25 protein-coding genes and 1 tRNA gene are annotated in these 24205 nt (G+C 62.2%); 6 read left to right on the top strand and 20 right to left on the bottom strand.

Translation table 11 applies throughout. From position 1 onward, the window contains the following. Positions 1-27 precede the first annotated feature (27 nt). The 12 genes from HQL44_07370 to HQL44_07315 form a co-directional block, all read right to left on the bottom strand. Positions 28-1107, bottom strand: coding sequence for a hydrogenase maturation protein HypF (locus HQL44_07370; GenBank protein ID MBF0268396.1), 1080 nt, complete (start codon positions 1105-1107; stop codon positions 28-30). Next, complete coding sequence (gene hypB / locus HQL44_07365; protein ID MBF0268395.1) at positions 1104-1895, bottom strand: hydrogenase nickel incorporation protein HypB; 792 nt, start codon at positions 1893-1895, stop codon at positions 1104-1106. Before hypB ends, HQL44_07370 begins: the two co-directional genes overlap by 4 nt. Then, a complete protein-coding gene (hypA, locus tag HQL44_07360) occupies positions 1895-2236 on the bottom strand; it encodes a hydrogenase maturation nickel metallochaperone HypA (protein ID MBF0268394.1) in 342 nt (113 codons plus the stop codon). The genes hypB and hypA overlap by 1 nt, the downstream gene beginning before the upstream one ends. After that, positions 2229-3425 (bottom strand): nickel-dependent hydrogenase large subunit, encoded by a 1197-nt coding sequence (locus HQL44_07355; protein MBF0268393.1) that lies wholly within the window; start codon positions 3423-3425, stop codon positions 2229-2231. The genes hypA and HQL44_07355 overlap by 8 nt, the downstream gene beginning before the upstream one ends. Further along, positions 3422-3652: a HypC/HybG/HupF family hydrogenase formation chaperone gene (locus tag HQL44_07350; protein ID MBF0268392.1), complete on the bottom strand. Its 231-nt coding sequence runs from the start codon at positions 3650-3652 to the stop codon at positions 3422-3424. Before HQL44_07350 ends, HQL44_07355 begins: the two co-directional genes overlap by 4 nt. Before the next feature lie 2 nt (positions 3653-3654). Beyond that, positions 3655-4137 carry a HyaD/HybD family hydrogenase maturation endopeptidase gene (locus HQL44_07345; protein ID MBF0268391.1) on the bottom strand — a complete coding sequence of 161 codons (483 nt, stop codon included), beginning with the start codon at positions 4135-4137 and terminating at the stop codon, positions 3655-3657. Positions 4138-4319: 182 nt separating this feature from the next. Then, positions 4320-6023, bottom strand: a complete 1704-nt coding sequence (locus tag HQL44_07340) for a nickel-dependent hydrogenase large subunit (protein ID MBF0268390.1) — start codon at positions 6021-6023, stop codon at positions 4320-4322. A gap of 15 nt (positions 6024-6038) precedes the next feature. Further along, complete coding sequence (gene hybB, locus HQL44_07335) at positions 6039-7187, bottom strand: Ni/Fe-hydrogenase cytochrome b subunit (GenBank protein ID MBF0268389.1); 1149 nt, start codon at positions 7185-7187, stop codon at positions 6039-6041. A gap of 1 nt (position 7188) precedes the next feature. Next, on the bottom strand, positions 7189-8190 hold the full coding sequence (gene hybA, locus HQL44_07330; GenBank protein ID MBF0268388.1) for a hydrogenase 2 operon protein HybA: 1002 nt from the start codon (positions 8188-8190) through the stop codon (positions 7189-7191). Positions 8191-8201: 11 nt separating this feature from the next. Continuing rightward, positions 8202-9359, bottom strand: coding sequence for a hydrogenase small subunit (locus HQL44_07325; GenBank protein ID MBF0268387.1), 1158 nt, complete (start codon positions 9357-9359; stop codon positions 8202-8204). 299 nt (positions 9360-9658) lie between these two features. Continuing rightward, entirely contained in the window at positions 9659-11095 is a 1437-nt protein-coding gene (locus HQL44_07320; GenBank protein MBF0268386.1) for a nickel-dependent hydrogenase large subunit, read from the bottom strand. Beyond that, positions 11092-12099 carry a HupU protein gene (locus tag HQL44_07315; protein ID MBF0268385.1) on the bottom strand — a complete coding sequence of 336 codons (1008 nt, stop codon included), beginning with the start codon at positions 12097-12099 and terminating at the stop codon, positions 11092-11094. The genes HQL44_07320 and HQL44_07315 overlap by 4 nt, the downstream gene beginning before the upstream one ends. Positions 12100-12236: 137 nt before the next feature. Here HQL44_07315 and HQL44_07310 point away from each other — a divergent pair, with 137 nt between their 5' ends. Beyond that, positions 12237-13556 carry a PAS domain S-box protein gene (locus HQL44_07310; GenBank protein ID MBF0268384.1) on the top strand — a complete coding sequence of 440 codons (1320 nt, stop codon included), beginning with the start codon at positions 12237-12239 and terminating at the stop codon, positions 13554-13556. Here the strand turns inward: HQL44_07310 and HQL44_07305 are convergent. The 3 genes from HQL44_07305 to lptG are packed head-to-tail and all read right to left on the bottom strand — an operon-like array spanning position 13525 to position 16767. Next, complete coding sequence (locus HQL44_07305) at positions 13525-14187, bottom strand: phosphatase PAP2 family protein (GenBank protein MBF0268383.1); 663 nt, start codon at positions 14185-14187, stop codon at positions 13525-13527. The genes HQL44_07310 and HQL44_07305 overlap by 32 nt on opposite strands. 1 nt (position 14188) lies before the next feature. Then, positions 14189-15664: a glycosyltransferase family 39 protein gene (locus HQL44_07300; protein ID MBF0268382.1), complete on the bottom strand. Its 1476-nt coding sequence runs from the start codon at positions 15662-15664 to the stop codon at positions 14189-14191. Next, a complete protein-coding gene (gene lptG / locus HQL44_07295) occupies positions 15664-16767 on the bottom strand; it encodes an LPS export ABC transporter permease LptG (GenBank protein MBF0268381.1) in 1104 nt (367 codons plus the stop codon). The genes HQL44_07300 and lptG overlap by 1 nt, the downstream gene beginning before the upstream one ends. Positions 16768-16858: 91 nt before the next feature. Here lptG and HQL44_07290 point away from each other — a divergent pair, with 91 nt between their 5' ends. The 3 genes from HQL44_07290 to HQL44_07280 all read left to right on the top strand — a co-directional run bounded on the left by HQL44_07290 (position 16859) and on the right by HQL44_07280 (position 18295). Continuing rightward, entirely contained in the window at positions 16859-17431 is a 573-nt protein-coding gene (locus HQL44_07290) for a cob(I)yrinic acid a,c-diamide adenosyltransferase (GenBank protein MBF0268380.1), read from the top strand. A 64-nt stretch (positions 17432-17495) separates the two neighbouring features. After that, on the top strand, positions 17496-17876 hold the full coding sequence (locus HQL44_07285) for a hypothetical protein (protein MBF0268379.1): 381 nt from the start codon (positions 17496-17498) through the stop codon (positions 17874-17876). A 77-nt stretch (positions 17877-17953) separates the two neighbouring features. Continuing rightward, positions 17954-18295: a DUF2794 domain-containing protein gene (locus HQL44_07280; GenBank protein ID MBF0268378.1), complete on the top strand. Its 342-nt coding sequence runs from the start codon at positions 17954-17956 to the stop codon at positions 18293-18295. A 14-nt stretch (positions 18296-18309) separates the two neighbouring features. On the opposite strand, the gene HQL44_07275 is transcribed toward HQL44_07280, so the two are convergent. From HQL44_07275 to HQL44_07255, 5 genes are all read right to left on the bottom strand, one after another. Continuing rightward, positions 18310-18924: a hypothetical protein gene (locus HQL44_07275; protein ID MBF0268377.1), complete on the bottom strand. Its 615-nt coding sequence runs from the start codon at positions 18922-18924 to the stop codon at positions 18310-18312. 80 nt (positions 18925-19004) lie between these two features. Continuing rightward, positions 19005-20690: an FAD-dependent oxidoreductase gene (locus tag HQL44_07270; protein MBF0268376.1), complete on the bottom strand. Its 1686-nt coding sequence runs from the start codon at positions 20688-20690 to the stop codon at positions 19005-19007. 14 nt (positions 20691-20704) lie between these two features. Next, positions 20705-21712 (bottom strand): pyruvate ferredoxin oxidoreductase, encoded by a 1008-nt coding sequence (locus tag HQL44_07265; protein MBF0268375.1) that lies wholly within the window; start codon positions 21710-21712, stop codon positions 20705-20707. 61 nt (positions 21713-21773) lie between these two features. Then, on the bottom strand, positions 21774-22946 hold the full coding sequence (porA, locus tag HQL44_07260; protein MBF0268374.1) for a pyruvate ferredoxin oxidoreductase: 1173 nt from the start codon (positions 22944-22946) through the stop codon (positions 21774-21776). Then, positions 22930-23508: a 2-oxoacid:acceptor oxidoreductase family protein gene (locus HQL44_07255; protein MBF0268373.1), complete on the bottom strand. Its 579-nt coding sequence runs from the start codon at positions 23506-23508 to the stop codon at positions 22930-22932. The genes porA and HQL44_07255 overlap by 17 nt, the downstream gene beginning before the upstream one ends. 167 nt (positions 23509-23675) lie before the next feature. Here HQL44_07255 and HQL44_07250 point away from each other — a divergent pair. Together HQL44_07250 and HQL44_07245 are read left to right on the top strand one after the other, a co-directional pair. Next, positions 23676-23750 (top strand) — tRNA-Met (locus HQL44_07250). A 122-nt stretch (positions 23751-23872) separates the two neighbouring features. Beyond that, on the top strand, positions 23873-24184 hold the full coding sequence (locus HQL44_07245) for a DUF4242 domain-containing protein (protein ID MBF0268372.1): 312 nt from the start codon (positions 23873-23875) through the stop codon (positions 24182-24184). Positions 24185-24205: the final 21 nt, after the last annotated feature.

Below are 24205 nucleotides of genomic sequence, written 5' to 3'. Positions count from 1 at the left end.
TCGAACATGCAAGGCTTGCTGCTTGCTCTAACCGCTTAACAAAGTCTCTGGATCAAGCGCCGCCACCCAGGCCTGACCCAGGGCCAGGCCGCCGTCGCCGGGCGACAGGCGGCAAGCCTTCAGGGCCTGCAAGCCCTTGGCGGCAAGATGGCGCTCGATTTGGGCCGTCAGCACGGCGTTCAAAAAACAGCCGCCCGACAGCGCCACCCGTCCGATCCCGCGCTTTTGCGCCTGAAGGGCGGCGAATTCGGCCAGTCCGGCGGCCAGTGTGCCATGGAAAAGATTGGATCCAAGCACGGCGTCCATGCCGTCCAGCCTGGCCAGCAGGGGCATGAAGGACAAGACCTCGCCCTCGATCTTCCAACCGCCCGCCATGATTTCGGGGGCCTTAGCTAGGCTTTCCAGCATCATCGGAGCCTGACCTTCGAATGCGGCCACCGGCAACAGATTCAGCAGGCCGCAGGCGGCGTCAAACAAACGGCCGCAACTGGTGGTGCGCGGACAATTGACCGAACGGGCCAGCATCTGCCCGATCACCTCGGCCCCTTGCTGATCGGAAAAACGCTGGGCGATGGTTCCGGTTTGCCCCAACTCGTGCAGAACAGAAGCCGCCATGCGCCAGGGTTGGCGCGCCGCCACATCGCCCCCCGGTTGGGCCAAGGACTGAAGATGGCCCAGGCGCTCGTACCCAGGACCGTTCACAAGCAACAACTCGCCGCCCCAAGATTGGTTGCCTGGCCCCAGGCCGAAACCATCCAGGGCCAGACCGATCACGGGTTCCAGAAGGCCATGCTCGGCGGCCACGGCGGCGACATGGGCGTGATGATGCTGCACGGCCAGGGCGGGAATGCCCAGGCTTTGAGCGTGGCGGCTGTTGGGAAAATCGGGATGCAGATCATGGGCGATGCGCCGGGCGGGTTCGCCCAACCAATCGATCATGCTTTGCAGGTCTTCCTTGAAACGCCTGATGTCGTCGGGCGTTTCCAGATTGCCCCTGGCTTCGGAAACAACGGCCTTTCGCCCCTTGGCGGCGGCGACGTTGTTTTTGAGGTAAGCGCCGACCGCCAGCACCGCGGGTGCATCAAAGGGAAGGTCGAATTCAATCATCCCGCCACGCGCAGCAGGGCCTGCTGGGCTTGGATCCAGGCCAGCCAGGACTCCATCCCCTCGCCGGAGCGGGCCGACAGTTTGATCACGCCGATATTGGGATGTACGCGCCTTGCGTATTCGACGCATTTCTCGACGTCGAAATCGAGATGCGCCAACAGATCGATCTTGTTCAGAATCATCAGACTGGCGGCCCTGAACATGTCGGGATATTTGAGCGGCTTGTCCTCGCCCTCGGTCACCGACAGCACGGCCACCTTGGCCGCCTCGCCCAAATCGAAGCCGGCGGGGCAAACCAGATTGCCCACATTCTCGATGAACAAAACGCCGCCTTCGCCCAAGGGCAGGGTTTCCAGGGCATGGCGCACCATATGGGCGTCGAGATGGCAGCCCTTGCCGGTATTGACCTGATGGGCGGGAATGCCGGTGGCTTCGATGCGCTCGGCGTCCAACGCCGTCTGCTGATCGCCCTCGACCACGGCCAAGGGCAGCTTTCCCTTCAGCATGCCGATGGTCTTGACCAGCAGCGTCGTTTTGCCCGAGCCGGGGCTGGACACCAGATTGAGCGCCAGCGTCGCTTGCTCCTGGAAGGTTTTGCGGTTGAGCGCGGCCCAGCGATTGTTCTCGGACAGAATGTCTTGCTCGATGCGCAACAAGCGTCCCTGATCCGGCGCGTGCGGATGGTCATGATGGGCGTGATCGTGATCATGGCCGTGATCATGATCATGGTCGTGATGATGGTCGTGTCCATGATGTTTGTGCTCGCCGCAGCCGCATATGCTACACATCACTCGACCTCCAAATCCAAAATTCGCATGCCGTCGCCGCCGTCGGCCTTCAGATCGAAACTGCCGCATTTGGGGCAGGCTTCGCCCCAAACCTTGATCGCCACCTGTTCGGCGCAGCCCAAACACCAGACCAGCCCCTCGGCGCGCTCGATCACCAGCTTGGCCGTTTCGGCGGGCGTGCCCTTCATGACGGCGCCAAAGCAAAAGGCCAGGGCGTCGGGATCGACATGGGCCAGTTGGCCGATTTGGACTCGCACCGTCAGCACCTTGGAAAAGCCGTGCTCATCGGCCTGGGCTTGAATGATGCGCGCGATCCCGTCGGCCAGCGACATTTCATGCATAGTCCACCTCGATTTTGAGCAAGACGCAAGGGTCAAGCGCCAGCCCATGCAACTTGGCGGCCCGCAGGACGGCTTCGTCATCCTTGGCCGCAACGGCTTTCAATCCCTGTGCGAAGGCGCCGTCGGGATGGAAATTCCATTCGGTGGGAGCCAGTAGCCGGTAGTCATCAACCAGCCCGTCTCGCAAGCGCAGCCAGTGAAACAGCCGTCCTCGCGCCGCCTCGGCGCTACCCAGCCCTTCGCCGTCGCCGCCTGCCGGATCATCATTGCTGGCCCCTTCAGCGTCCAACAACGGCAGGGAAAGCGCAATGCCCGTTACGGCATGGCTAAGTTCGATCAACCGGGCGGCGTATCTTGCCGCCAAGCCATATCCGTAATGGCGATGCAAATCCTTGATCAGCGGATTTTCGTACTGGCGAGACAACGGCCCGGTCTCCAGGCAAAAGCCGTCGGCGTTCCTGGGCGCGCTCGCGAAGTCCAACCCGCCTTCACAGGCCAATGCCGAGCGGACGAATTCAAGGTCCAGCCGCCCCATCAGAAAGGTGGCGCTCGCGCCAAGCCTAGCCTGCTGATCCTTGAAGATCCGCGCCATGCCCAGGGCGGCGGTCGAGCCGCCTTTCTTGGCCCAGCGTTCCAGCTCAGACGCTTGCGTCAGTCCGGCCACGTCGCAGCCCGCCATCAGATGGGTCAGCACCAAGCGGCGCAGCGTTTCCAGCCACTCGGCCAGCCCTTTGCGATCAGGGTCCAACTGGCCGCCGCCCGGCTTGACCCATGCGTCGTTCGCACAGACCAAGGGGACCAGTCCAGCGACATGGCGGCGGATGGTTTTGGCCGCTTGGGCATCGGGCGCTTCGCCCAGCGCCAAGGGAGCGTCCAGCAGCAGGCGCGTGGCATGTTCCTGCACCGTTTCCGCCAGGGTAAAAGCCAGTCTGGCCGCGACCTGGGCAGCCGATACAGGCAAGGCCAGCGCCATTTCGGCGGCTCCCAGGGCCGCCACGGTCTGCGCCATGCCGCAAAGGCTGAACAGGCGGGGCAGAAGCCGAACCGCCTCGGCCAGCTTGCGGCCCTTGAGCAAGGATTTGATGGGCGGGGTGGGACGCGGCGCCACCAGCGCCGACCTGATCATGCCGCCCTCCACGCAAAGTCGGGCGCGCAACACGCCCTCCAAGGCGGCCGCGGGTGTCGTCATGCGGATGGCTGGGAAAGCGCTTCGGCCATCATAGCCTGCGTTTCCAGCGCCGTCTCCCTATCGACTTTCTCGGCCACGAAGCCGCCCGCCTGGATCAGCACGAAATCGCCGATTTCCACCTCGTCACCCATCATCAGCAGGCTGGCTTGGCGCGTGACGCCGAAGCATTCCACGGTGGCCATGCCGTTCTCGATAGCGATCACTTCGGACGGAATGGCCATGCACATGATCAGGCCATCCCGCTTAGCGGTGCGACGCCGATGGCCGACAACTCCTTGAGCGTGGCGTCGATCAAAGGCTCGACCTTCGCTTCCACCTCGGGCGACAGGCCCATATTGGTTTCCAGGCTTTTGGGTTCACAGCCCAGCAAGACCAGATGTTTGGGAAAGCCTCCGGCCAGCTTCAAGGTGGCCAGCACGTCGGACAGGCCCAACTGATGAGGCGACAGGCGGGTCTGAAACAGGGCGGGCACTTCATCGTCTTCCAGACGAATCAGCGTGCCGGCCGGATCGCCCGAGCGCACGGCGTCGACCACGATCAGATGATCCAGGTCCATCATGGGTTCGAGCAATTCCATGCCCGACGTCCCGCCATCCACCATCTCGACCGAGTCCGGGAAGCGAAAGCGGCTTTCCATCTCCTGGACGACGCGCACGCCGATCCCCTCGTCGGTCATCAGGATATTGCCGATGCCCAGCACCATGATGCGCATAAGACGCTTCTTTCCTACAAAGTGGCAAACCGCTTCCCGCCTCGTCATGCCCGGACTTGATCCGGGCATCCATGGATCGCCGGGTCAAGCCCGGCGATGACGGGAATAAGGATAGCTCAACGACCTAAAATAAAACCCTCCCATCGCTTTGGCAATGGGAGGGTCGAGGAAGGCCCGAAGGATCAGAGGGCCTTGACTTGCACGATCTTGCGTTTCTCGCGATCGACCAGATGCACGGCGCAGGCCAAGCAGGGGTCGAAGGAGTGAACGGTGCGCAAGACCTCGAGCGGGCGCTCGGGATCGGCCACCGGATTGTCGAGCAACGATGCCTCGTAGGGGCCGATGGCGTCGTCCTCGTTTCTGGGCGCCGCATTCCAGGTGGTGGGCACCACCGCCTGATAATTGGCGATCTTGCCGTCCTTGATGACCACCCAATGCGACAGGGCGCCGCGCGGCGCTTCGTGATAGCCAAAGCCCATCTGTTCGCCCTTGGGGAAAACCGGCGCATTGAAGGTTTTGGTGTCGCCCTTGGCGATGTTGTCGATCAGGGCCTGCCAGTTGGCGGTCAGATATTCGCCCATCACGGCGCAGCGGATGGCCCTGGCGGCGATGCGCCCGATGGTGGAATGAAGCGCGGCCAGCGGAATCTTCTGGCCCAAAAGCGCGCTGGCGGTATCCAGCACCTTGGTGGCGTAGGCCTGGGTCGGCTTGTGCCCGGCGGCGTACATGCACAGCACATTGGCCAGCGGCCCCACCTGGGCGGGTTTGCCGTAGAAGCTGGGCGCCTTGACCCACGAATATTTGCCGTCGTCCTGGAAATCGGTGTATTCGGGGTTGGTTTCGCCCTTCCAAGGGTGCAGAGCGCCCTTGCCGCCCTTGTACCAGGAATGTTTGACGCTTTCGGCGACGCCGTCGCGGAAATAGGCGTCCTGGTAGCTGGTGATCGGCTTGTAGGTAGAGATGTCGCCGCCCGAGATATAGCCGCCCGGCATCAGGAACTTTTCGCCCTTGGTGTCCATGGGCAGATCGGGCACCGACAGATAGTTGGTGACGCCCGCGCCATATTTGGTCCAGTCGGCATAGACGGCGCCCACGGCGGCCACATCGACCAGCAGCACCTTCTGGATGAAGTCGTTCAGCTTGTCGATCTGTTCCTTGACCAGCAACAAGCGCTCAATTGACAGCACCGACTGGCTGTCGAGCGCGATGGGGTTGGCCACACCGCCGACCGCCATGTTCTGCACGTGCGGGCTTTTCGAACCCAGCGTGCTGACCACCTTGTTGGCGTGACGCTGCGCTTCCAGCGCCTGCAGATAGTGGGCCACGGCGACCAGATTGACTTCGGGCGACAACTTCATCGCCGGATGGCCCCAATAGCCGTTGGTGAAGGGACCCAACTGGCCCGACCCTACGAAGGTGGCCAGCTTGTTCTTGACGTCGGTCATGACGTGGCGGTTGTTCAAGGGCCAGTCGGTATATTGCTCGATCCAGGCCGCCGCCTTCACGGGATCGGCCTTCAAGGCGCTGGTCACGTCCACCCAGTCAAGGGCGGCCAGATGATAGAAATGCACGATATGATCGTGGATGGCGTGCGCCGAGGCGATCATGTTGCGGATGTACTGGGCGTTCAGCGGCACTTCAAGCTGCAGCGCGTTTTCAACCGCGCGCACCGAGGTGATGGCGTGCACCGTCGTGCAGACGCCGCAGAAACGCTGGGTGATGATCCAGGCGTCTCGGGGGTCGCGGCCCAGCAGAATCTGCTCGACGCCGCGCCACATCTGGCCCGAGGCCCAGGATTTCTTGACTTTGCCGCCGTCGACTTCGACGTCGATGCGCAAATGGCCTTCGATGCGAGTGATGGGATCGATGGTGATGCGTTGGGACACGGCAGGCTCTCCTGTTCAGTGCGCCTTGTCCGGGCCATGCCCGGGCAAGACGGGGAAGAAGCGGACGAAAACGATGTAGCCCAGGATCTCGAAGGCGACGATGCCGATCGTGATCATGATTTCGGGCACGGCAGGGAAGTAGTTCCAACCTGGACCGGTTTCATAGCCGACCAGATAGGCGTCGATGCGGTAAAGAACGGCGGCCAGCAGCATCGAACAGGCGGCCAGGAAGTAGATTCTGGCGTCGCGCTTGACCGACGGCGACAGCAGCATGGCCACCGGCAGTGCGTATAGCGTCATCTCGACCCAGAACATGAAGCTCTTGACGCCCGAGGTGAACATGGCGCCGAAAGCGCCGCGCGCCACGATGTCGCCCAGCCGGATGACGATGAAGGCCACCAACAGCCAAGCCATGATCTTCGACAGGCTGGCGATCAGCGGCAACTCATGATCGATCTTGCGCTTGAACCCGGCGGTCGAAACGCAGGCCTCGAACACCACCACGGCATAGCCCATGGCGACGGCCGACAGCAAGAACAGCAAGGGCAGCAGCATGGTTTGCCACAAAGGATGTATCTGCTGGCCATAGACGATCAGCAGCGACCCCAGCGACGACTGATGCATGGTGGGCAGCAGCACGCCAAGGGCGATGAACAGGAACATCCATTTGCCGGTGAATTTCTTAACGCCAGTCCAGCCGAACTTCTCGGCCAGCACCGGGCTGAACTCGATCCACAGAACGATGATGTAGGCGGCCACGCACAAGGCCACTTCCACCATGACCGAACCATATTGCTGGTAGGTGGGAAACAAGATGTGCCAGAAGTTCCAATAGCGGCCCAGATCGAAAATAACCGAAACGCCGCCCAGCGTGTAGCCGAAGACGCTGGCCAGCAGGGCGGGACGCATCAAGGGATGATACTGGTTCTGGTTGGCGATATAGACCAGCAGGGCCAGGGCGAAGCCGCCGCAGGCCAGGCCGGTGCCGATCACCACATCCCAGGCGATCCAGATGCCCCAGGGAAAGCCGTCATTGATGTTGGCGACCGAATTGAAGCCAAACAGGAAGCGTTGGGCGCCGAAAAAAGCCGCCAGCAGGATAAGGACCATGAGAACGAGCGTGACGGGCGATACCAGCCTGCCGCCGATGGGTTGGGCTTTCATGTTATTCACCCTCCTCGTTCTTATGAGCACCCGCCGTGCGCTTGGTGGCGAAGGCCAGGCCAGCCAGGGCGACCAGGGGCAGGATCATGCCGCCATACAAGCTATGCTGAAGGCTTTCAGATTTGGCGGCGTAGCTTTGCTCGGGCAGGTCGGGATAACCCAGCTTGCCGAAGGAAACGCCCGCCAGCAGCAGCATCTGCGTGCCGCCGATTTCCTTGTCGCCATAGATGCGCTTCTTGTAGTCGGGCGCCGGCTTTTCGTGTGATGGGAAGGGCGTTTCGATATGGCCGCGCGGATAGACGGCGGCAACCCCCGCCTCAAGCTCAAGGCGGCGCTGGGCCTCGGCCTTCAACAGCTCGACAGGGCCGAACAAGGTCGCACCCGTCGGACAAACCTGGGCGCAGGCGGCGAACTTGTATTTGCGCTCCGCATCCGTGCTGGCCAAATGCTGCTTGCACAACTGACATTTCTGGATTCTGGGCGTCGCGGTGTCGTACTGGAACCTGGGCACGCCGAAGGGACAGGCGGCGACGCAGTAGCGGCAGCCGATGCATTTGTCGGCGTCGTACGAGACGATGCCGGACTCGGGATCCTTGCTCATCGCCGTGACCGGACAGGCCGAGACGCAGGACGGATCGACGCAATGCAGGCAGGATTTCTTCACGAAGGCGTAGCCGTTGCCTTCGCGATCCTTCACGTCCGAGGTGCCCTCGGCATAGGATTTGATGACGTTGAGCGTCTTGCCCGACAGGTCAAGCGGCGTATCCCACAATTTGTCGGGCGTCGAAAATTCAGCAGGCATGTCGTTGGCGTCCTTGCAGGACGTCACGCAGGCCTTGCAGCCGATGCACAGCGTCGAATCGAACAACAGGCCCACCGCCTTGGGCGGCATCGCTTTGTTGTCGCGCGCATGCGCTTTGTTGGAGGGCAGGGCGACGGCGGCCGTTGCTGCGGCTGTGCCGCCCAACGCCGCCTTCATGAAGTTGCGCCGATCGAGCGTCATGATCAGGCTCCTTATTCCGCGCTGTCTTTGTCGGAACCGCTGCTGTTCTTGCCGAGATTGCCAGCCACCTTGTAGCCCGCCCCGGCGGCCAGACCGGCCACGGCGGCGACCAGCGCCGCCGACCCCAGCGTGGCGCCCACGCCCTGCTCTTCCACGACGCGCGGATAAGAGGCGGGCGGCACCACGTTCTTGACGTCGGCCAGTTGATGGATGGGCTTGTAGAAGCCGACGCCCTTTTCGGTGCAGCCGAAACAGGGATGACCGGTGCCGACCGGCCAGGAACCCGATCCGACGTCGCCGAACAGAATCGAGGGGCAGTTGGCGTAGGTCTCGGGGCCTTTGCAGCCCAGCTTGTACAGGCAGTAGCCCTTGCGGTGGCCCTCGTCGCCGAATTCCATGGCGAAGCGCCCGGCGTCGTAATGGGCGCGGCGCTCGCAATTTTCGTGGATCAGGCGCGAATAGGCGAACAGCGGGCGGCCCTCGGCGTCGATCTTGGGCAGCGACCCGAAGGTCAGGTAGTGCACGACGGTGGAGAGGAAATTGTAGGGGTTGGGCGGACAGCCCGGAATGGTGACGACCGGCTTGTCCTTGATGATGGCGTTGACCGGCGAAGCGCCGGTGGGATTGGGTGGTGTCGAGGGCATACCGCCCCAGGAAGCGCATGAACCGATGGCGATGATGGCCGCGGCGTCGGCAGCGCATTCCTTCAGAATGTCCAGCGCGGTCTTGCCGCCGATCTTGCAGTAGATGCCGCCGTCCTTGACCGGAATGGCGCCCTCGACCACCAGCACGTATTTGCCCTTGTTGGCCGCCATGGCGGCATAGCGCGCGGCTTCTGCTTGATGACCGGCGGCGGCGAACAGGCTTTCGTGATAATCGAGCGAGATGATTTCGAGGATCAGCTTTTCGATGGTCGGATGCTCGGCCCTGAGCAGTGATTCCGTACAACCGGTGCATTCCTGGAAATGCAGCCAGATCACCGAAGGCCGCTTGGCCGGGGTCGAGATGGCTTGGGCGATCTGGGCTTCGGCCCCCTTGGGCAGCCCCATGGTCGCCGCCATGGCGGCGCAGAACTTGAGGAAGGTCCGGCGCTCGAGTCCCAGCTTGGCTTCCAGCGCGTCGATCGAATCTCGGAACATGTCGCTACCCCTCTTAAGTCGTCCGCTCATACCCAGTGGCAAGAACGCAACCACGCCAACCGCCCTCGGGGCCGCAAGCCCAGGGTTGAAGGTCTGGATTCGATAGGGGTCACTCCTCCCTGACGAAACCTGTCGCGTGGTTCGCGATCTTTAGGGTCAGCTCCGCTTGCGCAGACCGCCCTACCCTTTGGTAGGGCAAGGATCGTGCCAACCAGCCCGGAGCGCTAACCCGTCATAATCGCGGTAATTTATTTATATGATGGAAGTCTGTAGAAACGAGCGAGTGGAAGCGTATCTTCCACATTGTGGAATGTTTGTTTCCTGTTGCGTCAGTGCACCGTGCAGGCCATGCAAGGGTCGAACGAGCGCACGACATGCTGGACGGCCAGCGGCGAGCTTTCCCCCTCCTCGACCCTGACTCCCACCAGTGCCGCTTCGACCGGGCCGGGTTGATGCTGGCCGTCCCGGGGCGAAAAATTCCAGGTCGTCGGCGCAATCACTTGATAGTTCTTCAGTTTTCCGTGCTCGATGGTCAACCAGTGGCCGAGCGTGCCGCGTGCCGCCTCGATCAGCCCCACGCCCTGGCCAACGTCGATGGCTGCAAACGGCACGCAGAAGGGTTGCCTTGGATCAAGCGCGCCCGCCCAACTCTCCATCTGCAAGACCAGCCTTGCCAGTTCGATCAAGCGGGCCGCCACCCTGGTCGCCACGGTCGAGCCAAATTCGGCGAACATCGACTTGACCAAGGGCTGCCCGGCCAGGACTTGGCGGGCCAACGCCCCCACCTCGACCGACTGCCCGAGAAGGCGGGGGGCTTTCGACCAGCTATAGGCATCTGGCTTGTCGGCCTCGGGCTGGGTGGTTCCCTGAGATGGATGCAGCGGTTGACCGCCCTGCAACCAAGACCGGCTGGCGTCTTCCGTGATGCGGGCAAGGTCAAGTTCCTGCCTAGCGCCATCGCGCCACAGGCCGGAGGCGAAGAGATGCGCCTCGCCCTCCAATCCCGGAAAGGCCCCGCAACTCATCAAGGGCGCAGGGGATCGCCCCAAGCGCCACAGGTCCAGATCGTCGGCGATGGACAGAAACAATCCGAAGTCGCCCCGCTTCAATTCGTCCAGCTCGCCTTGCGTCGCCAAGACGACGACGCGTTCCAGATTGGCCGCGAATATCTCGCCTTCCAGGAAGCGACGAAATTCGCCGATGATTTCCAATAGCCGGATGCGTTCGGCCAGATCGAGCGGCTTGGTCGAGCCGCCGGGCTGAAGGGCCAGCGTATGTGGCCACTTTCCCGCCAAGATGCCCATGGCGGCGAACAGGCGCGTGCGCGCCGCCGCCGCCTGCCTGGCCATCTCGCCCTGCTGGGCCTTGAAGCGCGCAACCGTCTTTTCGTGCCAAGGTCGGCCTTCGTAGAAATGGCGGGCGAAGTCGGGCATGAAGAACAGCGAGAAGTGCACCAAATGGTCGGCGGCGTTTTCCAGCGCTTGCAGCAAATTGAAGACGGCGCGGCCATTGGGCGGCATGACGAGGCCCACGCAATCGGCCAGCGCCGAAGCCGAGGCCGCCGATTGCGCGACCGAGCAGATGCCGCAGATGCGCGGCGCCACCACCAACGCATCTTGCGGAAAGCGGCCTTCCATCAAATGCTCGAAATCGCGAAACAGAGGCGCGGTCGCAAAGGCTTCTTGCACCAGCCCGTCCTTGATCTCGAGCCTGATCTCAAGATCGCCCTCGACGCGGTTGAACGGCCCCACGATCAGACGCGTCATTTGGGCTTCCTTGACCTGGGATCGGGCGGCACGGCGATCCGGCTTTCCGTGGCGTTGCGGCGCACGCGAGACGGCGTTGCCGATTTCGACAGCGCCGCCAAGGCGACGAACCAGGCCTTGGGCATGTCGACCGGCAAACCGACCGGAATGCCCGCCAACTTAGGCGTTTCCAAGAACGGGTCGGCGCTGGAGGCAAAGCCGGGGACCGTGCAGGCGATGCAGGCGAAACCGGCATTGGTGCAAGAGCCGGCGCCGTTCCAACGCCTGCGATTGCAATCGCCCGGCGCCTGGGTGGCCCGGCACCCCATATTCTCCATCAAGCAGCCTTGTTGCGACGGGTCATGGGCGCTGGCCTTGTATTCGTAATATTCATTGCGGTTGCAGCCGTGATGCGCCAGATGATCGGCAAAGAAGCTGGGACGTTGGAAGGAATCCAGGTCATCGGGGGCCAAGGCGCCATCAGCCAACAGCAGCAAGGTTTCCACAATCCAGCCGGGATGCGGCGCGCAGCCCGCGACATTGACGACCGGAAGGCCGCTTCTGGAACGCCAGCCCGCCCCCAGCAGTCCACCCGCCTCGCCGCCGTCATATTGCAGCCCCACCGCCTGGGTCCGGCTGCCCAATCCCGCCACCACGCCGCCAAAGGCGGCGCAACTGCCCACCGCCACGACATGAAGCACCTTGGCGGCCAGGTCGGCGATCAGACGGTTCATGGGCTGGCCCAATCCAGGAGCCATTTGAAATTTCCCCGTTCCGTTGGGGCCGTTCAAAATGGCGCCTTCGATCAACAGTCCGTCCAGAACCAGACCGCCTTCCAGCACGGCACTGAGAATTTGGCTGAACTCAACCCCGCATTCTTCAGAAAACGCCTGATGCGCCAATGACTTAATGTTTGGCGTCGCCCTGTCAAGGAAGGAGGGATCGCTCCCCAGCGCCGCCGCCGTACAGCCGCCGCAGGACGCCGCCTGAAGCCAAAGGAAAGAATAGGGTGCTTTATGGGGCATGGGTGAGCATCCTCATTGCGCCCCCTTCGGTCAATAGTTAGAAAGAACGGCAGGTGACAAGAGGAATGCACCACTGTAAAGTGCCGCCCCTACGAGGGGTTGTGGGGACAGTCTCGACACACCTTCATATCGTTGTCATGACCAGGAGTGGGGCCAGCCCCATGGACGTGTCGGTGCCAAAGAGCCGTCAGGAACTGCAAGCCGAGCTGGCTTGCCTGAAGGCGAGGCTGAGCGAATATGAAGCCAAGGAACGCGTCGAGCGCGAAACCGGCGACGCGTTCTTGCGCACGCTTTCAGGCATCGATCATTGTCAAGACAGGCTGCAGGCCAAGGACAGCGAATTGTGCGAAGCGCAACGCTGTTTGGAACTGGCGCTGTGGCGCTATGCCAGCCTGTTCAACAATTCTCCCATCGGCTATCTCCTGATCGACGAGCATGGCTTTCTGCGAGAAGTGAACGCCATGGGGGCCGCCCTGCTATGCAACCAACCGGAAACGTTGCACGGCATGCCGCTGTCGGCCTTTATCGAGCCTGAATTCCGCCCCGGCTTCGAGCACCATCTGGCCCAGATATTCCAAGGGTTCGGCGGACAGATCGAACTGACGCTGAAAACGCCGGAAGCGCCTGCGATGCCGGTCATCTTGCAGTCGTCGCTTATGGAAGACGAGCGTTCCGGCCTGGGTCCGATGTGCTTGTCCGCCGTGCTCGACATCAGCAGCCGCAAGGAGGCCGAACGGATCTTGGCCCTGCGCACCGATGAACTGGCCCGCTCGAACGAGGATCTCGAGCGCTTCGCCTACGTCATCTCGCATGACCTGCAAGAGCCGCTGCGCAACATCGGCAATTACGTTCAGATGCTGGCGCGCAAATACAAAGGCAGGCTGGACGAGGACGCCGACACCTTCATCGGTTTCGCAACAGACGGCGTCGCCCGCCTGTCCAGCATGATCCGCGACTTGCTGTCCTTCTCGCGCATCACCACCCAGGGCCAAGCGCCCGAGCCGGTCGACAGCGGCGAAGTCCTGAAGGACGCGCTGGCCAACCTAGAAGCCGCCATCCAGGAATGCGCTGCCGAAATCCATATCGAGACCATGCCCGGCGTTCTGGCGGACCGCATGCAGTTGGTCAGCCTGTTTCAGAACCTGCTGGGCAACGCCTTAAAATACCGCCACCCCGAGCGCAAGCCCCTGATCCGCATTGCGGCACGCGCGGTGGGCAAGCGCTGGCTGTTTTCCATCGCCGACAACGGCGTCGGCATCGAGCGCCACCAGTTCGAGCGTCTGTTCACCTTGTTCCAACGCATCGATCCGCACGGCCATGTGCCCGGATCAGGCATCGGGCTGGCCGTCTGCAAGCGCATCGCCGAGCGGCATGGCGGCGAAATCTGGGTTGAATCCACGCCGGGCCAGGGCAGCGTTTTCTACTTCACGCTCGAGGCGTCCCAGTCCCAGATTTAAGCAACGGCCTAAGCGCCAGGGCGACCCCCACGGTGACGATTCCAGCCGACATCACGTCGCTGTAGAAGTGCGCACCCTGGATCACGCGCACCAGTCCGATCAGAAAACCGAAACAGATGGCGGCCCATCCCGCCCGCACGCGCCAGGCGGGCGGCAGCAGCATGGCCAGGGCAAAGGTCCAAAAGGCGATCGCCGCATGGCCGGAGGCGAAGGAGCAATTGCCGTCGCATTGATCGGTCATCACGAAGGGCGGAGTGAAATTCTGCCTGCCGCCGAACTCGACGATGGTGGTTGGCCGCGCCCGGCCCCAATGTTCCTTGAACAGAAGATTGACGATCAGGCCCGGCCCCAGAAGAATGGTCAACAGCAGATAGGCCATGGCGCGGCGCGTCATGTTGAAGATGTTGTCCTTCAGCCAAAGATTGGCTAGGCCGATCAGCAGCAAGAACACGCCCACGCCGATGATCAAGGTGGGCAGGGCCTTGCGCACGAATTCCAACGGCAGCGCGTAACGCCAGAAAAACCATTCCGTCTCATTGTGAAACAGGCCGGTGAAAAACAGGTCGAAACCCGGCGTGAAGGCCAGCAGAATCATCACAGCGAGGATGGAGTAGGGAATGTGTCGCGTCACGTCAGCGGCCCTTGTAACCCGTCAGAAGAAAGACGTGCATGTCGATGGAATAGCCAGGATGAATGGGCTGGCGAATAAGGCCCAACGCATCGGCTGCGTCAAATGATTGTGCGATTTCCGGAATGGTTTCTCGCTCGGTCACGAAGACAAGCTGGCTTTCGCTGTTCCCCTTGAAGCTGGCGTTCAGATCGAACGTGTCGCGCACGCGCCCGGTTGGGTTCCATTTGACGGCGGCCAGCGATCGCGGGCGCGCATAATAGCTGAGCGAGGCCATCAGCTTGCGGTCGTCGCTCATGAGAACGGCGCCCGGATGCTGGCCCAGCAACTCCGCAACCCTTGCCCCCGCCTCGGGCCAGCCTTTCAGGCGCTTGGCGATGTCGGTCTTGGCGTCCAGCGGCAGGCCCAGCAGGGACAAGGCCTGTTCGTAATTATAGACCAGGGTGGCCAGCGTCATATGCAGCACGACGGACAGGCGAACCAGACCCAGCCGGTTTTTTTGGGCCAGCCATGCGGTGACCAAAACGGAACCCGCCACATAGGAGGGGGCCGCCCAATTCGCATTGGCCCTGGACAGCAGGCTTTCCACGATCATCAGCAGCAAGATGGGCAGCGTTAGAAAGGCCAGCAGGCGAAGCCGTGCGTCCTTGGCGCTTGTCTTGACGAGAATCAGAAAGACAAGCAGGGACGCGAACAGCAAGGGGCCGAAAACGGCAAATTGCGAGCCGACGAATTCAGCCATCTTTTCCGGATGAAACAAGGGACCCGCCAGATTGGCGTTGTCCTTGGTGTGCAGATAGCTGGCGAAGCCGTTGGCGGCGTTCCAAAAGAAATTGGGCAGGTATAAAAGCAGGGCGAGCAAGCCCGCCAGGGCAGGGCCGCGCCAACCAGCCTGCTGGCGCGCTTGGCTCGTAAAGCCCAAATACAGCGCCAGCGACAGCGCAAACAAGATCATGGCGTATTTCGACAACAGGCCCAACCCCATGGCGACGCCCAGCAGCGCCCACCAGCCTATCGGTCGGTCGCTGTCTTGCGCGCGCACAACGGCGTAGAGGGCCATTGCCCAGAACATCAAAAGCGGGGGATCGGTGGTGACCAGCATCGAGGAATAGGCGACGCCGGGCAGGGTCAGAAAGGCCAGACCCGACCAGAAGGCCACCTGATTGCCCCATTGATGGCGGGCGGCCAGAAAGACGAAGACCGAGCCGATGGCGTAGGCGACCGAAGACGGCATGCGGATGCACGCCTCGCCTTCGCCGCAAACGCCCTGGGCCAGCGCGATCGACCATGCCACGAAGGGCGGTTTCGAGTAATAGCCCCAGTCGGGCGACAGCGACCACAGCCAATATTGCGCTTCGTCAAAGGACAGATTCAGGGGGCTGGCGGACAGCACCAGAAAGCGCCAGCCGGTAACGGCGGCGGCCGCGAACAGAAAGATCGGCAAGGCCAAGCGTCCTGCCGTTGCGCTGGGCGCGTTCATCATCCGTCCTCGAGATGGAAGAGCGTGGACAGGCCCGCCAGCAGCGTCACCATGGCGGGACTCCAGGCGGCCAGCGTGGGCGGCAAGGTGGCGGAAAGGCCTAGCGCGAAGGCGACTTTCGAGAAGAAGAAGAACAGAAATCCGGCGGCCACGCCGCCGCCCAAGCGGATCATCACGCCGCCCATGCGCAGGTTGGGCCGCAGCGAAAAGACGGCGGCCACCAGCACCATGGCGCACAACAGCACCGGCGAGGCCAGCAACGACTGGAAATACATGCGGTGCTTCTGTGCCGAGAAGCCCGATTCCTCGGTAAAGCGGATGAAGCCCGGCAGTTCCCAGAAGGACATGGTTTCCGGCGACGAAAAATTATCCTGGATCTTCGAGATGGTCAGCGTGGTCGGCAAGGTGATGTGCGGCCTGGGTTCGGAAGGCCGCCCGGGCACGATCTCCCACACTTTCTCGAGATCGATGCGCTGATCGGCGATGCGCCCGCGCGCCGCGTCGTGGCGGAAGGTGAACCGGTTATCCTCAAGATGGAAGATGCTGATATTGCCGAGAACCAGGCTGCGATCATCTTGGCGAACCTGATTGGCGTGAATGATCATTTGGCGGTTGCCGCTGGTCTCGCGCAGCCACAGACCGAAGCCCGATGAGAAACTTAAGGGATTCGACGAGCGAATTTGAATCTCGTCTTGCATGCGCTCGTAGCGCGCAAACAGGCTGGAGGCCAGCGGATTGAAGGCCACCACCATCAAGACGCCAATGAAAAAGACCAGGATCATCACCGGAGCCAGGAATTGCCAGACGCTGACCCCGGCGGCCCTGGTCACCACCAGTTCACGCGTGCGCGTCAGCCGCCAGAACACCACCATCGCCCCGATCATCACGGCGAAGGGAAGCAGGGTTTGCACCATCTGCGGCAGCTTGTAGAGCGCCATTTCCAGCAGCGTGAAAAAGCTGACCGATCCCTTGCCCGAAGAGCGGCGCACCAGTTCGATCACGTCGAACATGAGCACGATTCCCGACACCACGGCCAGTGTGGCGAGAAAGGCCATCAGGAACTGGCGGCCGATATAGAGGCTTAGGATGGGCGACAGGCGGATCATGGGCGGAGATTGGACCGAAATTGGCTCGCCTGGCAAGCCGGGAAGCGCTATATCGTTATCTTACCTACTCTTTTGCAAGGCGTGATTGATGGTCCGCTTGACGCGCATATACACCAGGGGCGGCGACAAGGGCATGACGTCGCTGGGTTCCGGCCAGCGGGTCGCCAAACATGCGCTCAGGGTCGAAGCCTATGGCACAGTTGACGAAGCCAATGCCGTTTTGGGTCTGGCGCGCCTTCATTGCGCCGATGCGCCCGAGATCGACGCCATTCTGGCCCGTATTCAGAACGATTTGTTCGATCTGGGGGCCGATCTGTGCACGCCAAAGGCTGCCGAGGACGATGCTGCGCCTCGCTTGCGGATAGATCCATCCCAGGTTCTGCGCTTGGAGGCCGAGATCGACTTGCAGAATGCAAGCCTCAATCCATTGGAATCTTTTATTCTTCCTGGCGGCAGCGCGGCGTCGGCTTATTTGCATCTGGCCCGCACGGTGGTGCGCCGGGCCGAACGGCTGATAGCGGCGCTGGCTGAAGAGGAACCGATCAATCCCCAGGCCCTGGCCTATGCCAATCGTCTGTCCGACCTGCTTTTCGTCTTGGCCAGGAGCGCAAATCGCCAGGGCGAAGACGACATCTTGTGGGCGCCCGGACAAAACAGGTAACCGCTTGATTCAGTCTTCTTTAACCGGCCTTTGATAGTCTTAATGCCGGTAAAGAGGGTGACGAATGATGGCAACGCGCATCAAAAGACTGGCCATTCTGCTCCTGCCCCTGTTGGCGGCGGCCTGCGGTTACGACATGACGACCGGCCAATATCCCATCACCAGCGGCCTGATGCAGGTCGAGGTGGTTTCCCTGGTGGCGACCGGCAAGACCGCCACCGACCATGTGGCCTCGCTCGCTACCGGCAAGGATTGCTCAACCATCCGCGCCAAGGACGAAGGGCAGTTCTGCGTCAGCCGCAACCCGCCCATTCAACGCCCCGACGTCTATTGCTACCGCACGCTGGGCCAAGTGAGCTGCTATCGCGAACCCGACCCCTACGGCGACGGCGCCCAGGCGGTGGGAGTCGAGGCCTACAACCGCCAGCCCACGCCAACCCGCTGATTCTTCTCTAGATTCGAATCATTGACCGCGGCCAAGCACCCGGTCAAGTATTGTCCCTGCCAATTTTGGGACGGACGATGAGCAAGCTGGTCCGCTTAAGCGAGGAAAGACGCCGCCGCCTGGACGCGGTGTGCTTCACGCGCCCTGAACTGAACCTGCTGCTGGCCCTGTACAGCCGCCGGGTCAAGCGGGGCGAATGGCGCGATTACGCCATCCGCCAAGCCCCCGGCATGGCGTCCTTCACCGTCTATAAAAGCGCTTTGGAACGCCCGGCCTACACCATCTCGAAGTTCCGACCGGGAACCTTGGGCAAGGGCGGCGAGTTTCTGGTTTCGCAAGGCGCTAAGCGCCTGCTGCAGGCCGACCGGATCGAGGATGTCGTGGCACGGCTCGACAACCAGCTGAAGCTGGTGACGTAAGAAAATCTGCGGGGCTACTTAGCTACCAGCGGCACGGACTTGTTTTTCACCGCTTGGCCAAGATGGGCGACCAGCGGCTCTGCCAGCGATTTGGTAAGCGCCAGCGTGTCCGATGTTTGCACCGGCGTCTGCGCCCAGCCCTGCCACAAACGCTTGCCGCCCGACCGGTCGATCACGCCCAGATCGAGACGTACGCTGCCCGCCGTGCCCTGCGGGCCTTCGTCGGGCCGTTGCTTGAAAACGCTGTCTTCGCCGGTCGAGAACAGCTTGACCCTGGCTTCCACGGAATCGTCATAGCTTCCCTTGTGGCCATCGACCGAAAAAACGGTGGGGCGCTTGGGATCGTTGGCGGTCAGTGAGTTCGTGGCCTCGAAAGACAGGACATAGCGGGCATTGGGAGTCAGGCGATAGCCCGCCTTGGTCAAGGACTGTTCCAACGCCGCCTTGATCGCCTTGTTGTCCTCGGAATCGTCTTGCAGGCGAACTTCGACCACCTGGCCGCGATCAAGGGTGCCGAAGGAGAGGGCCGACAGGCGCGCCTGAAGCGCATCCAACGATTGCGCCCAAAGCGGGGAGCTTATGGCCATGACGGCCAGCGCGGCCAGAAATCCTGCCAGACGACGACTCATTCTTTAGTTCCTTCCAAGCTCTAACGGCCCGAGAATGCGGTTCCAGGGCCGGAAAGTCAAGGAATCTACTCCTGTCCCGGTCAATCGCTCACCATGCCGATATAGCCGCAGGGGCATTCATGGGCGCACAGGCCGCAGCCTTTGCAATATTCATAGTCGAATACATAGTGCGACCCGTCGGCCGCCCGCTCCACCGTTTTGATCACGGCATTGTCCGGACACAAGGTCCAGCAATTGTCGCAGGCCAGACAGTTGCCGCAAGAAAAACAGCGTCCGATCTCGTGCGTGACCTGTGCGTAGTTGAGACCGCCTTCGATCTCGTCGCTGTCGTTGCGTTGCTCAAGCGCCAGCATGGGTTCGACGGCCCGTTTCGCAGGTTCGAAGTAATTGACGTTCAGCTTGTCGTAATCGATGAAGGGGCGGCGCTTGGGATCGGGCAATTCCTTGCCGGTCAATTTGGCGTGAATGGCCAGGGCGGCCAGCCGCCCGTCGCCGATGGCCGCCGTCACCGTGCCGCGATCGCCCCTGGCATCGCCGCCCACCAACACGCGATCCGAACCGGCGATCTGCCCGATGGGATCGGCCTTGAAATAATCGGCATGGCCCAGCAGGTTCTCGAAGCCTTGCGGCTCAACCACCTCGCCGATGGCGGGCACCACCATCTCGACATGCAAAACGGTTTCCGTGCCTTCGAAGGCAACGCGCGAGGATCGCCCGCCCGCTCCCGGCAGCTTCTTCAAATGCACCATCTCGAGGCCGACCAACTTCGAGCCGCGCATCAACAAACGCTGAATCGTGCGATGCGCATGGAAGACGATGCCTTCTTCCACCGCCTGCTCGAATTCCCTGGGCACTACGTTCAGCACATCCTTGGGATCGGCGTCGGGACCGGGCAGGCCGGAAGCGGTAATCACATGCACGTCGGCCACGCCGGCGCGCTTCATCACGCGGGCCAGATCGACCGCCGTATTGCCGCCGCCATGGATGGCCACCGACTTGGGCTTGGGGATGTCGCCCACCACCAGCCATTCCTTCAATAGGCCAAGCCCCTCGCGCAGATCGCTGGGCACCGCGCCGTCAACGCTCCAATGGCGGCTTTTCGCGGCCCCCGGCGCTAAGAACAGATAGGCATGCTCGCCCATCAATTGTTCAAGGCTGACGTCGCGGCCAAGCGCCGTGCGCGGCTTGAAGTCGATGCCCAGTTTGAGCAAACGACCCACTTCGGCGTCCAGCACGTCGCGGGGCAGGCGGGTCACCGGAATGGCGGTGCGCAACAAGCCGCCCGCTTCGGGCAGGCTGTCGATCAGCGTGACGGGGTGGCCCAGGCGGCGCAGATGATAGGCCGCCGACAGACCGGCGGGACCCGCGCCAACCACGCAGACCGGATCGCCGTCTTCCTTGCTTACGTCGACCGGATAGGCCCAGTTGTTCTTGATCGCCTCGTCGCCCAGATAGCGCTCGATCAGATGAATGGCGATCGGCTGATCCATATGCTTTCTGTTGCAGGCCTGTTCGCAAAAATGCGGGCAGACGCGGGCCGTGGTGGCGGGCAGCGGATTGGCCTGCACCAAAATTTCCCAGGCTTGCTTGGGATGTCCCTCCATCATCTTGGCGATGTAGGCCTGCGCATCCTCGCCCGCCGGGCAGGCGACATGGCAGGGCGCGCCCCAATGGGTGTGAACCGGCATTTCATTGCGCCAAGTGCCGGTTTTGAAATCAAGCGATGTGCCGGGAAGGGCAAACGCGCCGCGTGAAAGCTGTTTCATCCGTCCGCCCTCCCTCAATCGACCACGCCGCCGCGACGCACCGTATCGGCGCCGTCGGTGTCCAGCGCATCCACGCCCTCGCCCCGCAACTGATAGATCTCGATATTGTGATCGGCCAGCGCTTGCACATGCTCGCGCTCTTTTCTGGCTCTGGGGTCGTCGGTAAACAGGTGCTTGAAGCGATTTTGCAGCTTCAGATAATCGGTCACCGGCCTGGGATTCCTGATCGGCATGACGCCGGTCAACTCGCCGCGCTCCAGTTCGATGACCGGGAACAGGCCGGTTTGCACGGCCAGACGGGCCACCTCGATCGAGACGTCGCTTTCAATGCCCCAGCCCAGCGGGCACGGGCTGTGAATCAGCAAGAAGGTGGGGCCTTCGATGGAAACGGCGCGGCGCACTTTCCTGCGGATGTCCGCCGGATAGGCTACCGAAGCCGATGCCGCATAGGGGATGTGATGGGCGGCGATGATGGACAGCAAGTCCTTCTTCATGTGCCGCTTGCCCATCCGTTCCTTGCCGGGCGGGCTGGTGGTGGTCATGGCGGCGTGCGGCGTGCTGCCCGAACGCTGGATGCCGGTGTTCATGTAGGCTTCGTTGTCGTAACAGACATAAAGGATGTTGTGCTGACGTTCCAGCATGCCCGACAGGGCCTGAAAGCCGATGTCGAAGGTGCCGCCGTCGCCGCCCTGGGCGATCACCTTGGTCGAGCGCCCCTGCGCCTTCAAGGCCGCCTCGACGCCGGACGCCACCGCCGCCGAATTCTCGAACAAGGAATGGATCCAGGGCAGACGCCAAGCCGATTGCGGCCAGGGCGTGGTGAACACTTCCAAACAGCCGGTGGCGTTGGTCAAGATCACGTCGGGACCCGCCGCCTCGGTGACCAGACGGGCGGCCAGCGCCTCGCCGCAGCCTTGGCAGGCGCGATGTCCGGCTTCAAGCCCCCGGTAGCGCGGCTGCAATTTGCGCAGCTCTTCCATATTGTGCTGACCGGCAACCCCTTCCTTGGGCGCCGATTGCATCTGAAGCCTGCGTTCCTGAATTTCCTGCTTGAGCTTGGTGTTGTCCATGACTAGGGCCTCCTCAGCGGTCTTCAGGCGGGAGCCGTTCCGGCTCCACGTCAAGGATGGAAAAGCCCTGGTTGCCCTGCGCCTTGGCGGCGTCGAGCAATTTCGACAGTGTGCCCAGCGGAATGTCGCGCCCGCCCAGCCCCACCGCGAAATTGCGCACGGCGGGCGGCTTTGCCATGCCAGCCAGCGCGGCCCGCACTTCGGTGCCCAGAATGCCGCCGCAACCGGGCGAGAAGGCGCGTTCCAGCACGATCAGTTCCTTCAAGCCCGCGCAGGCTTGGCGCAGCGCTTCGGCTGGGAAGGGTCGGAAGGCCCTGAGCTTCATCAGCTTGACCCGCTTCTTGCCGGGCAGAATCTCGTTGGCTTCGGTCAGGGTGGAGACCACCGACCCCATGGCCAGCACGCCAATGGTGGCGCTTTCCGGGCCATCGACGGTCAGCAGGCCGCCCGAAGCGCGCCCGCAAATCTTGGCCCAATCGGCATCCGCCGATTCAATTTCGGGCAGCGCTTTTTCAAGTGCTCTGTGCAGGGAATAGCGGGCCTCGGTGTAGTATTCCGGCCCCACCAGCGTGCCCAGGCTTAAGGGATGTTTGGGGTCCAGCTTGTTCTTGAAGGTAAAGGGCGGCAGGTAGGAATCGACCTCTTCGGCCGTGGGCATGTCCACCACTTCCAGCGTATGCGTCAGGACGAAACCGTCCACGCAGACCATGACCGGCAATTCGGTGCGTTCCGAGATGCGGAAGGCCTGGATGGTGGTGTCGATGGCTTCCTGGTTGTCGGCGCAGTAAAGCTGGATCCACCCCGAATCGCGCACCGTCATGGCGTCTTGATGGTCGTTCCAGATGTTGATCGGGGCCGAGATGGCGCGGTTGGCGCAGGTCAGCACCATGGGCAGACGCATGCCCGCGATGTCGAACAGCACTTCGGCCATCAGCAGAATGCCCTGCGAGGACGAGGCGGTGTAGGAACGCGCCCCCGTGGCGGCCGAACCCAGCACCACCGAAGCGGCCGAGAATTCGCTTTCCACGCTGACGAATTCGCATTTCAGCTTGCCGTCGGCGACCAGCTTCGAGATGTTCTCGACGATATGGGTTTGGGGTGTGATCGGATAGGCGGCCACCACGGCGGGGCGGCACAGCGCCACCGCCTGGGCGATGGCCTGCGAACCTTCAAGCGCATGCAACATGCTTGGCCTCCTTCTTCCACAGGTCAGCCGTCACATGGCTTCCCACCTCGTCGATCAATTTCAGGTTCTTGTCCAGCACCTCGCCCCTGAAGCGCTTGGAGAGCGCCTTTTTCAGGGCGTCCAGCGGCAAAAGGCCGGTCAGGGTCAGGAAGGCCGAGAGCAGGGCGACATTGGCCAGCGGCTTGCCCACGATCTCGGCGGCCATCTGGCTGCCCGCCAGCGCCACCATGGGGCGGCCATATTCCTTGGTCAATTCCTCGCTGCTTTTCAACGAGTTGACCAGAATTCCGCCCTTGTCTTTCAATCCTTCCAGCACCGAGGGGATGTGCAAAAGGCTTTCGTCTTGGATCAAAAGGAAGCCCGGCGCCTCGACCTGACAGCGGCGCAGGATGGGTTTCTCGGAAATGCGCACGAAGGCCACCACCGGAGCGCCGCGGCGCTCGGCGCCGAAATTGGGAAAGGCTTGGCAACGTTTGCCCTCCTCGAAAGCGGCGCCAGCCAGGACATAGGCGGCCACCACGTTGCCCTGGCCGCCTCGACCGTGAATGCGGATTTCTATCATGCCCGGCTCTCCCTTGCAGGTCTTGACCCGACTTTCTTGAAGAAAGACTACGCCTTAGCGTTAATAAATAGCAAGTCGGCAAAAGGATTGACCCCAAACCGTCATGGCCTGTCTTGACAGGCGGCGGCCCACGGGCTATTAGGCCCCTCCCACATTCTAGTGGTTCTGGCGGGGTAGCTCAGTGGTAGAGCAGGGGAATCATAATCCCTTGGTCGGGGGTTCAAATCCCTCCCCCGCTACCAAATGCCCGATAGAACCCGGCTTGGCCGGGTTTTTTTTATGCTTTGTATCCTAAGCTACAGACCCAGCTTGTCGCAGGAGCATAGGCTTTCGGCATCGATCCACTATGATGCCGGAGACTGTCATGCAACGTTTGAAATTCTTCCTCGATACCCACGACAAATCCAAGAATAGCTTTCCCGGCCAGCTTTCCCGCGAACAGTTCGAGGGCTTCATGGTCGCCTTTGAGGAGGCCTGCCGGGCCGAAGGGGTGTTCCTGGTCCGCAGCCATGTCGGCCTTGAGGCCGGCCGCGCCTTCTGCCTGACCATGGCCCCCGACGCCCTGGCCGTGAAGCGGGCCCATGAACGGATGGGCCTGCCCTTCGATTCGATCACCGAAATCGAAACCGCCAGCCCGTCGGACACCTTCTTCATGCGCCAGGCCGAAGCAGCCTGATCCATCCCCGTCTTGTTGGAG

Source organism: Alphaproteobacteria bacterium (assembly GCA_015231795.1).
Classification (GTDB): domain Bacteria; phylum Pseudomonadota; class Alphaproteobacteria; order Rhodospirillales; family WMHbin7; genus WMHbin7.
This window is presented reverse-complemented; position numbering and strand designations above follow the sequence as displayed.

Bases quoted from the DNA above. Each gene is read 5' to 3' on its own strand.
- HQL44_07370 (MBF0268396.1), bottom strand. From the start codon at position 1,107: ATGATTGAATTCGACCTTCCCTTTGATGCACCCGCGGTGCTGGCGGTC.
- hypB (MBF0268395.1), bottom strand. From the start codon at position 1,895: ATGTGTAGCATATGCGGCTGCGGCGAGCACAAACATCATGGACACGAC.
- hypA (MBF0268394.1), bottom strand. From the start codon at position 2,236: ATGCATGAAATGTCGCTGGCCGACGGGATCGCGCGCATCATTCAAGCC.
- HQL44_07355 (MBF0268393.1), bottom strand. From the start codon at position 3,425: ATGACGACACCCGCGGCCGCCTTGGAGGGCGTGTTGCGCGCCCGACTT.
- HQL44_07350 (MBF0268392.1), bottom strand. From the start codon at position 3,652: ATGTGCATGGCCATTCCGTCCGAAGTGATCGCTATCGAGAACGGCATG.
- HQL44_07345 (MBF0268391.1), bottom strand. From the start codon at position 4,137: ATGCGCATCATGGTGCTGGGCATCGGCAATATCCTGATGACCGACGAG.
- hybB (MBF0268389.1), bottom strand. From the start codon at position 7,187: ATGAAAGCCCAACCCATCGGCGGCAGGCTGGTATCGCCCGTCACGCTC.
- hybA (MBF0268388.1), bottom strand. From the start codon at position 8,190: ATGACGCTCGATCGGCGCAACTTCATGAAGGCGGCGTTGGGCGGCACA.
- HQL44_07325 (MBF0268387.1), bottom strand. From the start codon at position 9,359: ATGAGCGGACGACTTAAGAGGGGTAGCGACATGTTCCGAGATTCGATC.
- HQL44_07320 (MBF0268386.1), bottom strand. From the start codon at position 11,095: ATGACGCGTCTGATCGTGGGGCCGTTCAACCGCGTCGAGGGCGATCTT.
- HQL44_07315 (MBF0268385.1), bottom strand. From the start codon at position 12,099: ATGCCCCATAAAGCACCCTATTCTTTCCTTTGGCTTCAGGCGGCGTCC.
- HQL44_07310 (MBF0268384.1), top strand. From the start codon at position 12,237: ATGACCAGGAGTGGGGCCAGCCCCATGGACGTGTCGGTGCCAAAGAGC.
- HQL44_07300 (MBF0268382.1), bottom strand. From the start codon at position 15,664: ATGAACGCGCCCAGCGCAACGGCAGGACGCTTGGCCTTGCCGATCTTT.
- HQL44_07290 (MBF0268380.1), top strand. From the start codon at position 16,859: ATGGTCCGCTTGACGCGCATATACACCAGGGGCGGCGACAAGGGCATG.
- HQL44_07285 (MBF0268379.1), top strand. From the start codon at position 17,496: ATGATGGCAACGCGCATCAAAAGACTGGCCATTCTGCTCCTGCCCCTG.
- HQL44_07280 (MBF0268378.1), top strand. From the start codon at position 17,954: ATGAGCAAGCTGGTCCGCTTAAGCGAGGAAAGACGCCGCCGCCTGGAC.
- HQL44_07275 (MBF0268377.1), bottom strand. From the start codon at position 18,924: ATGAGTCGTCGTCTGGCAGGATTTCTGGCCGCGCTGGCCGTCATGGCC.
- HQL44_07270 (MBF0268376.1), bottom strand. From the start codon at position 20,690: ATGAAACAGCTTTCACGCGGCGCGTTTGCCCTTCCCGGCACATCGCTT.
- HQL44_07265 (MBF0268375.1), bottom strand. From the start codon at position 21,712: ATGCAATCGGCGCCCAAGGAAGGGGTTGCCGGTCAGCACAATATGGAA.
- porA (MBF0268374.1), bottom strand. From the start codon at position 22,946: ATGTTGCATGCGCTTGAAGGTTCGCAGGCCATCGCCCAGGCGGTGGCG.
- HQL44_07255 (MBF0268373.1), bottom strand. From the start codon at position 23,508: ATGATAGAAATCCGCATTCACGGTCGAGGCGGCCAGGGCAACGTGGTG.
- HQL44_07245 (MBF0268372.1), top strand. From the start codon at position 23,873: ATGCAACGTTTGAAATTCTTCCTCGATACCCACGACAAATCCAAGAAT.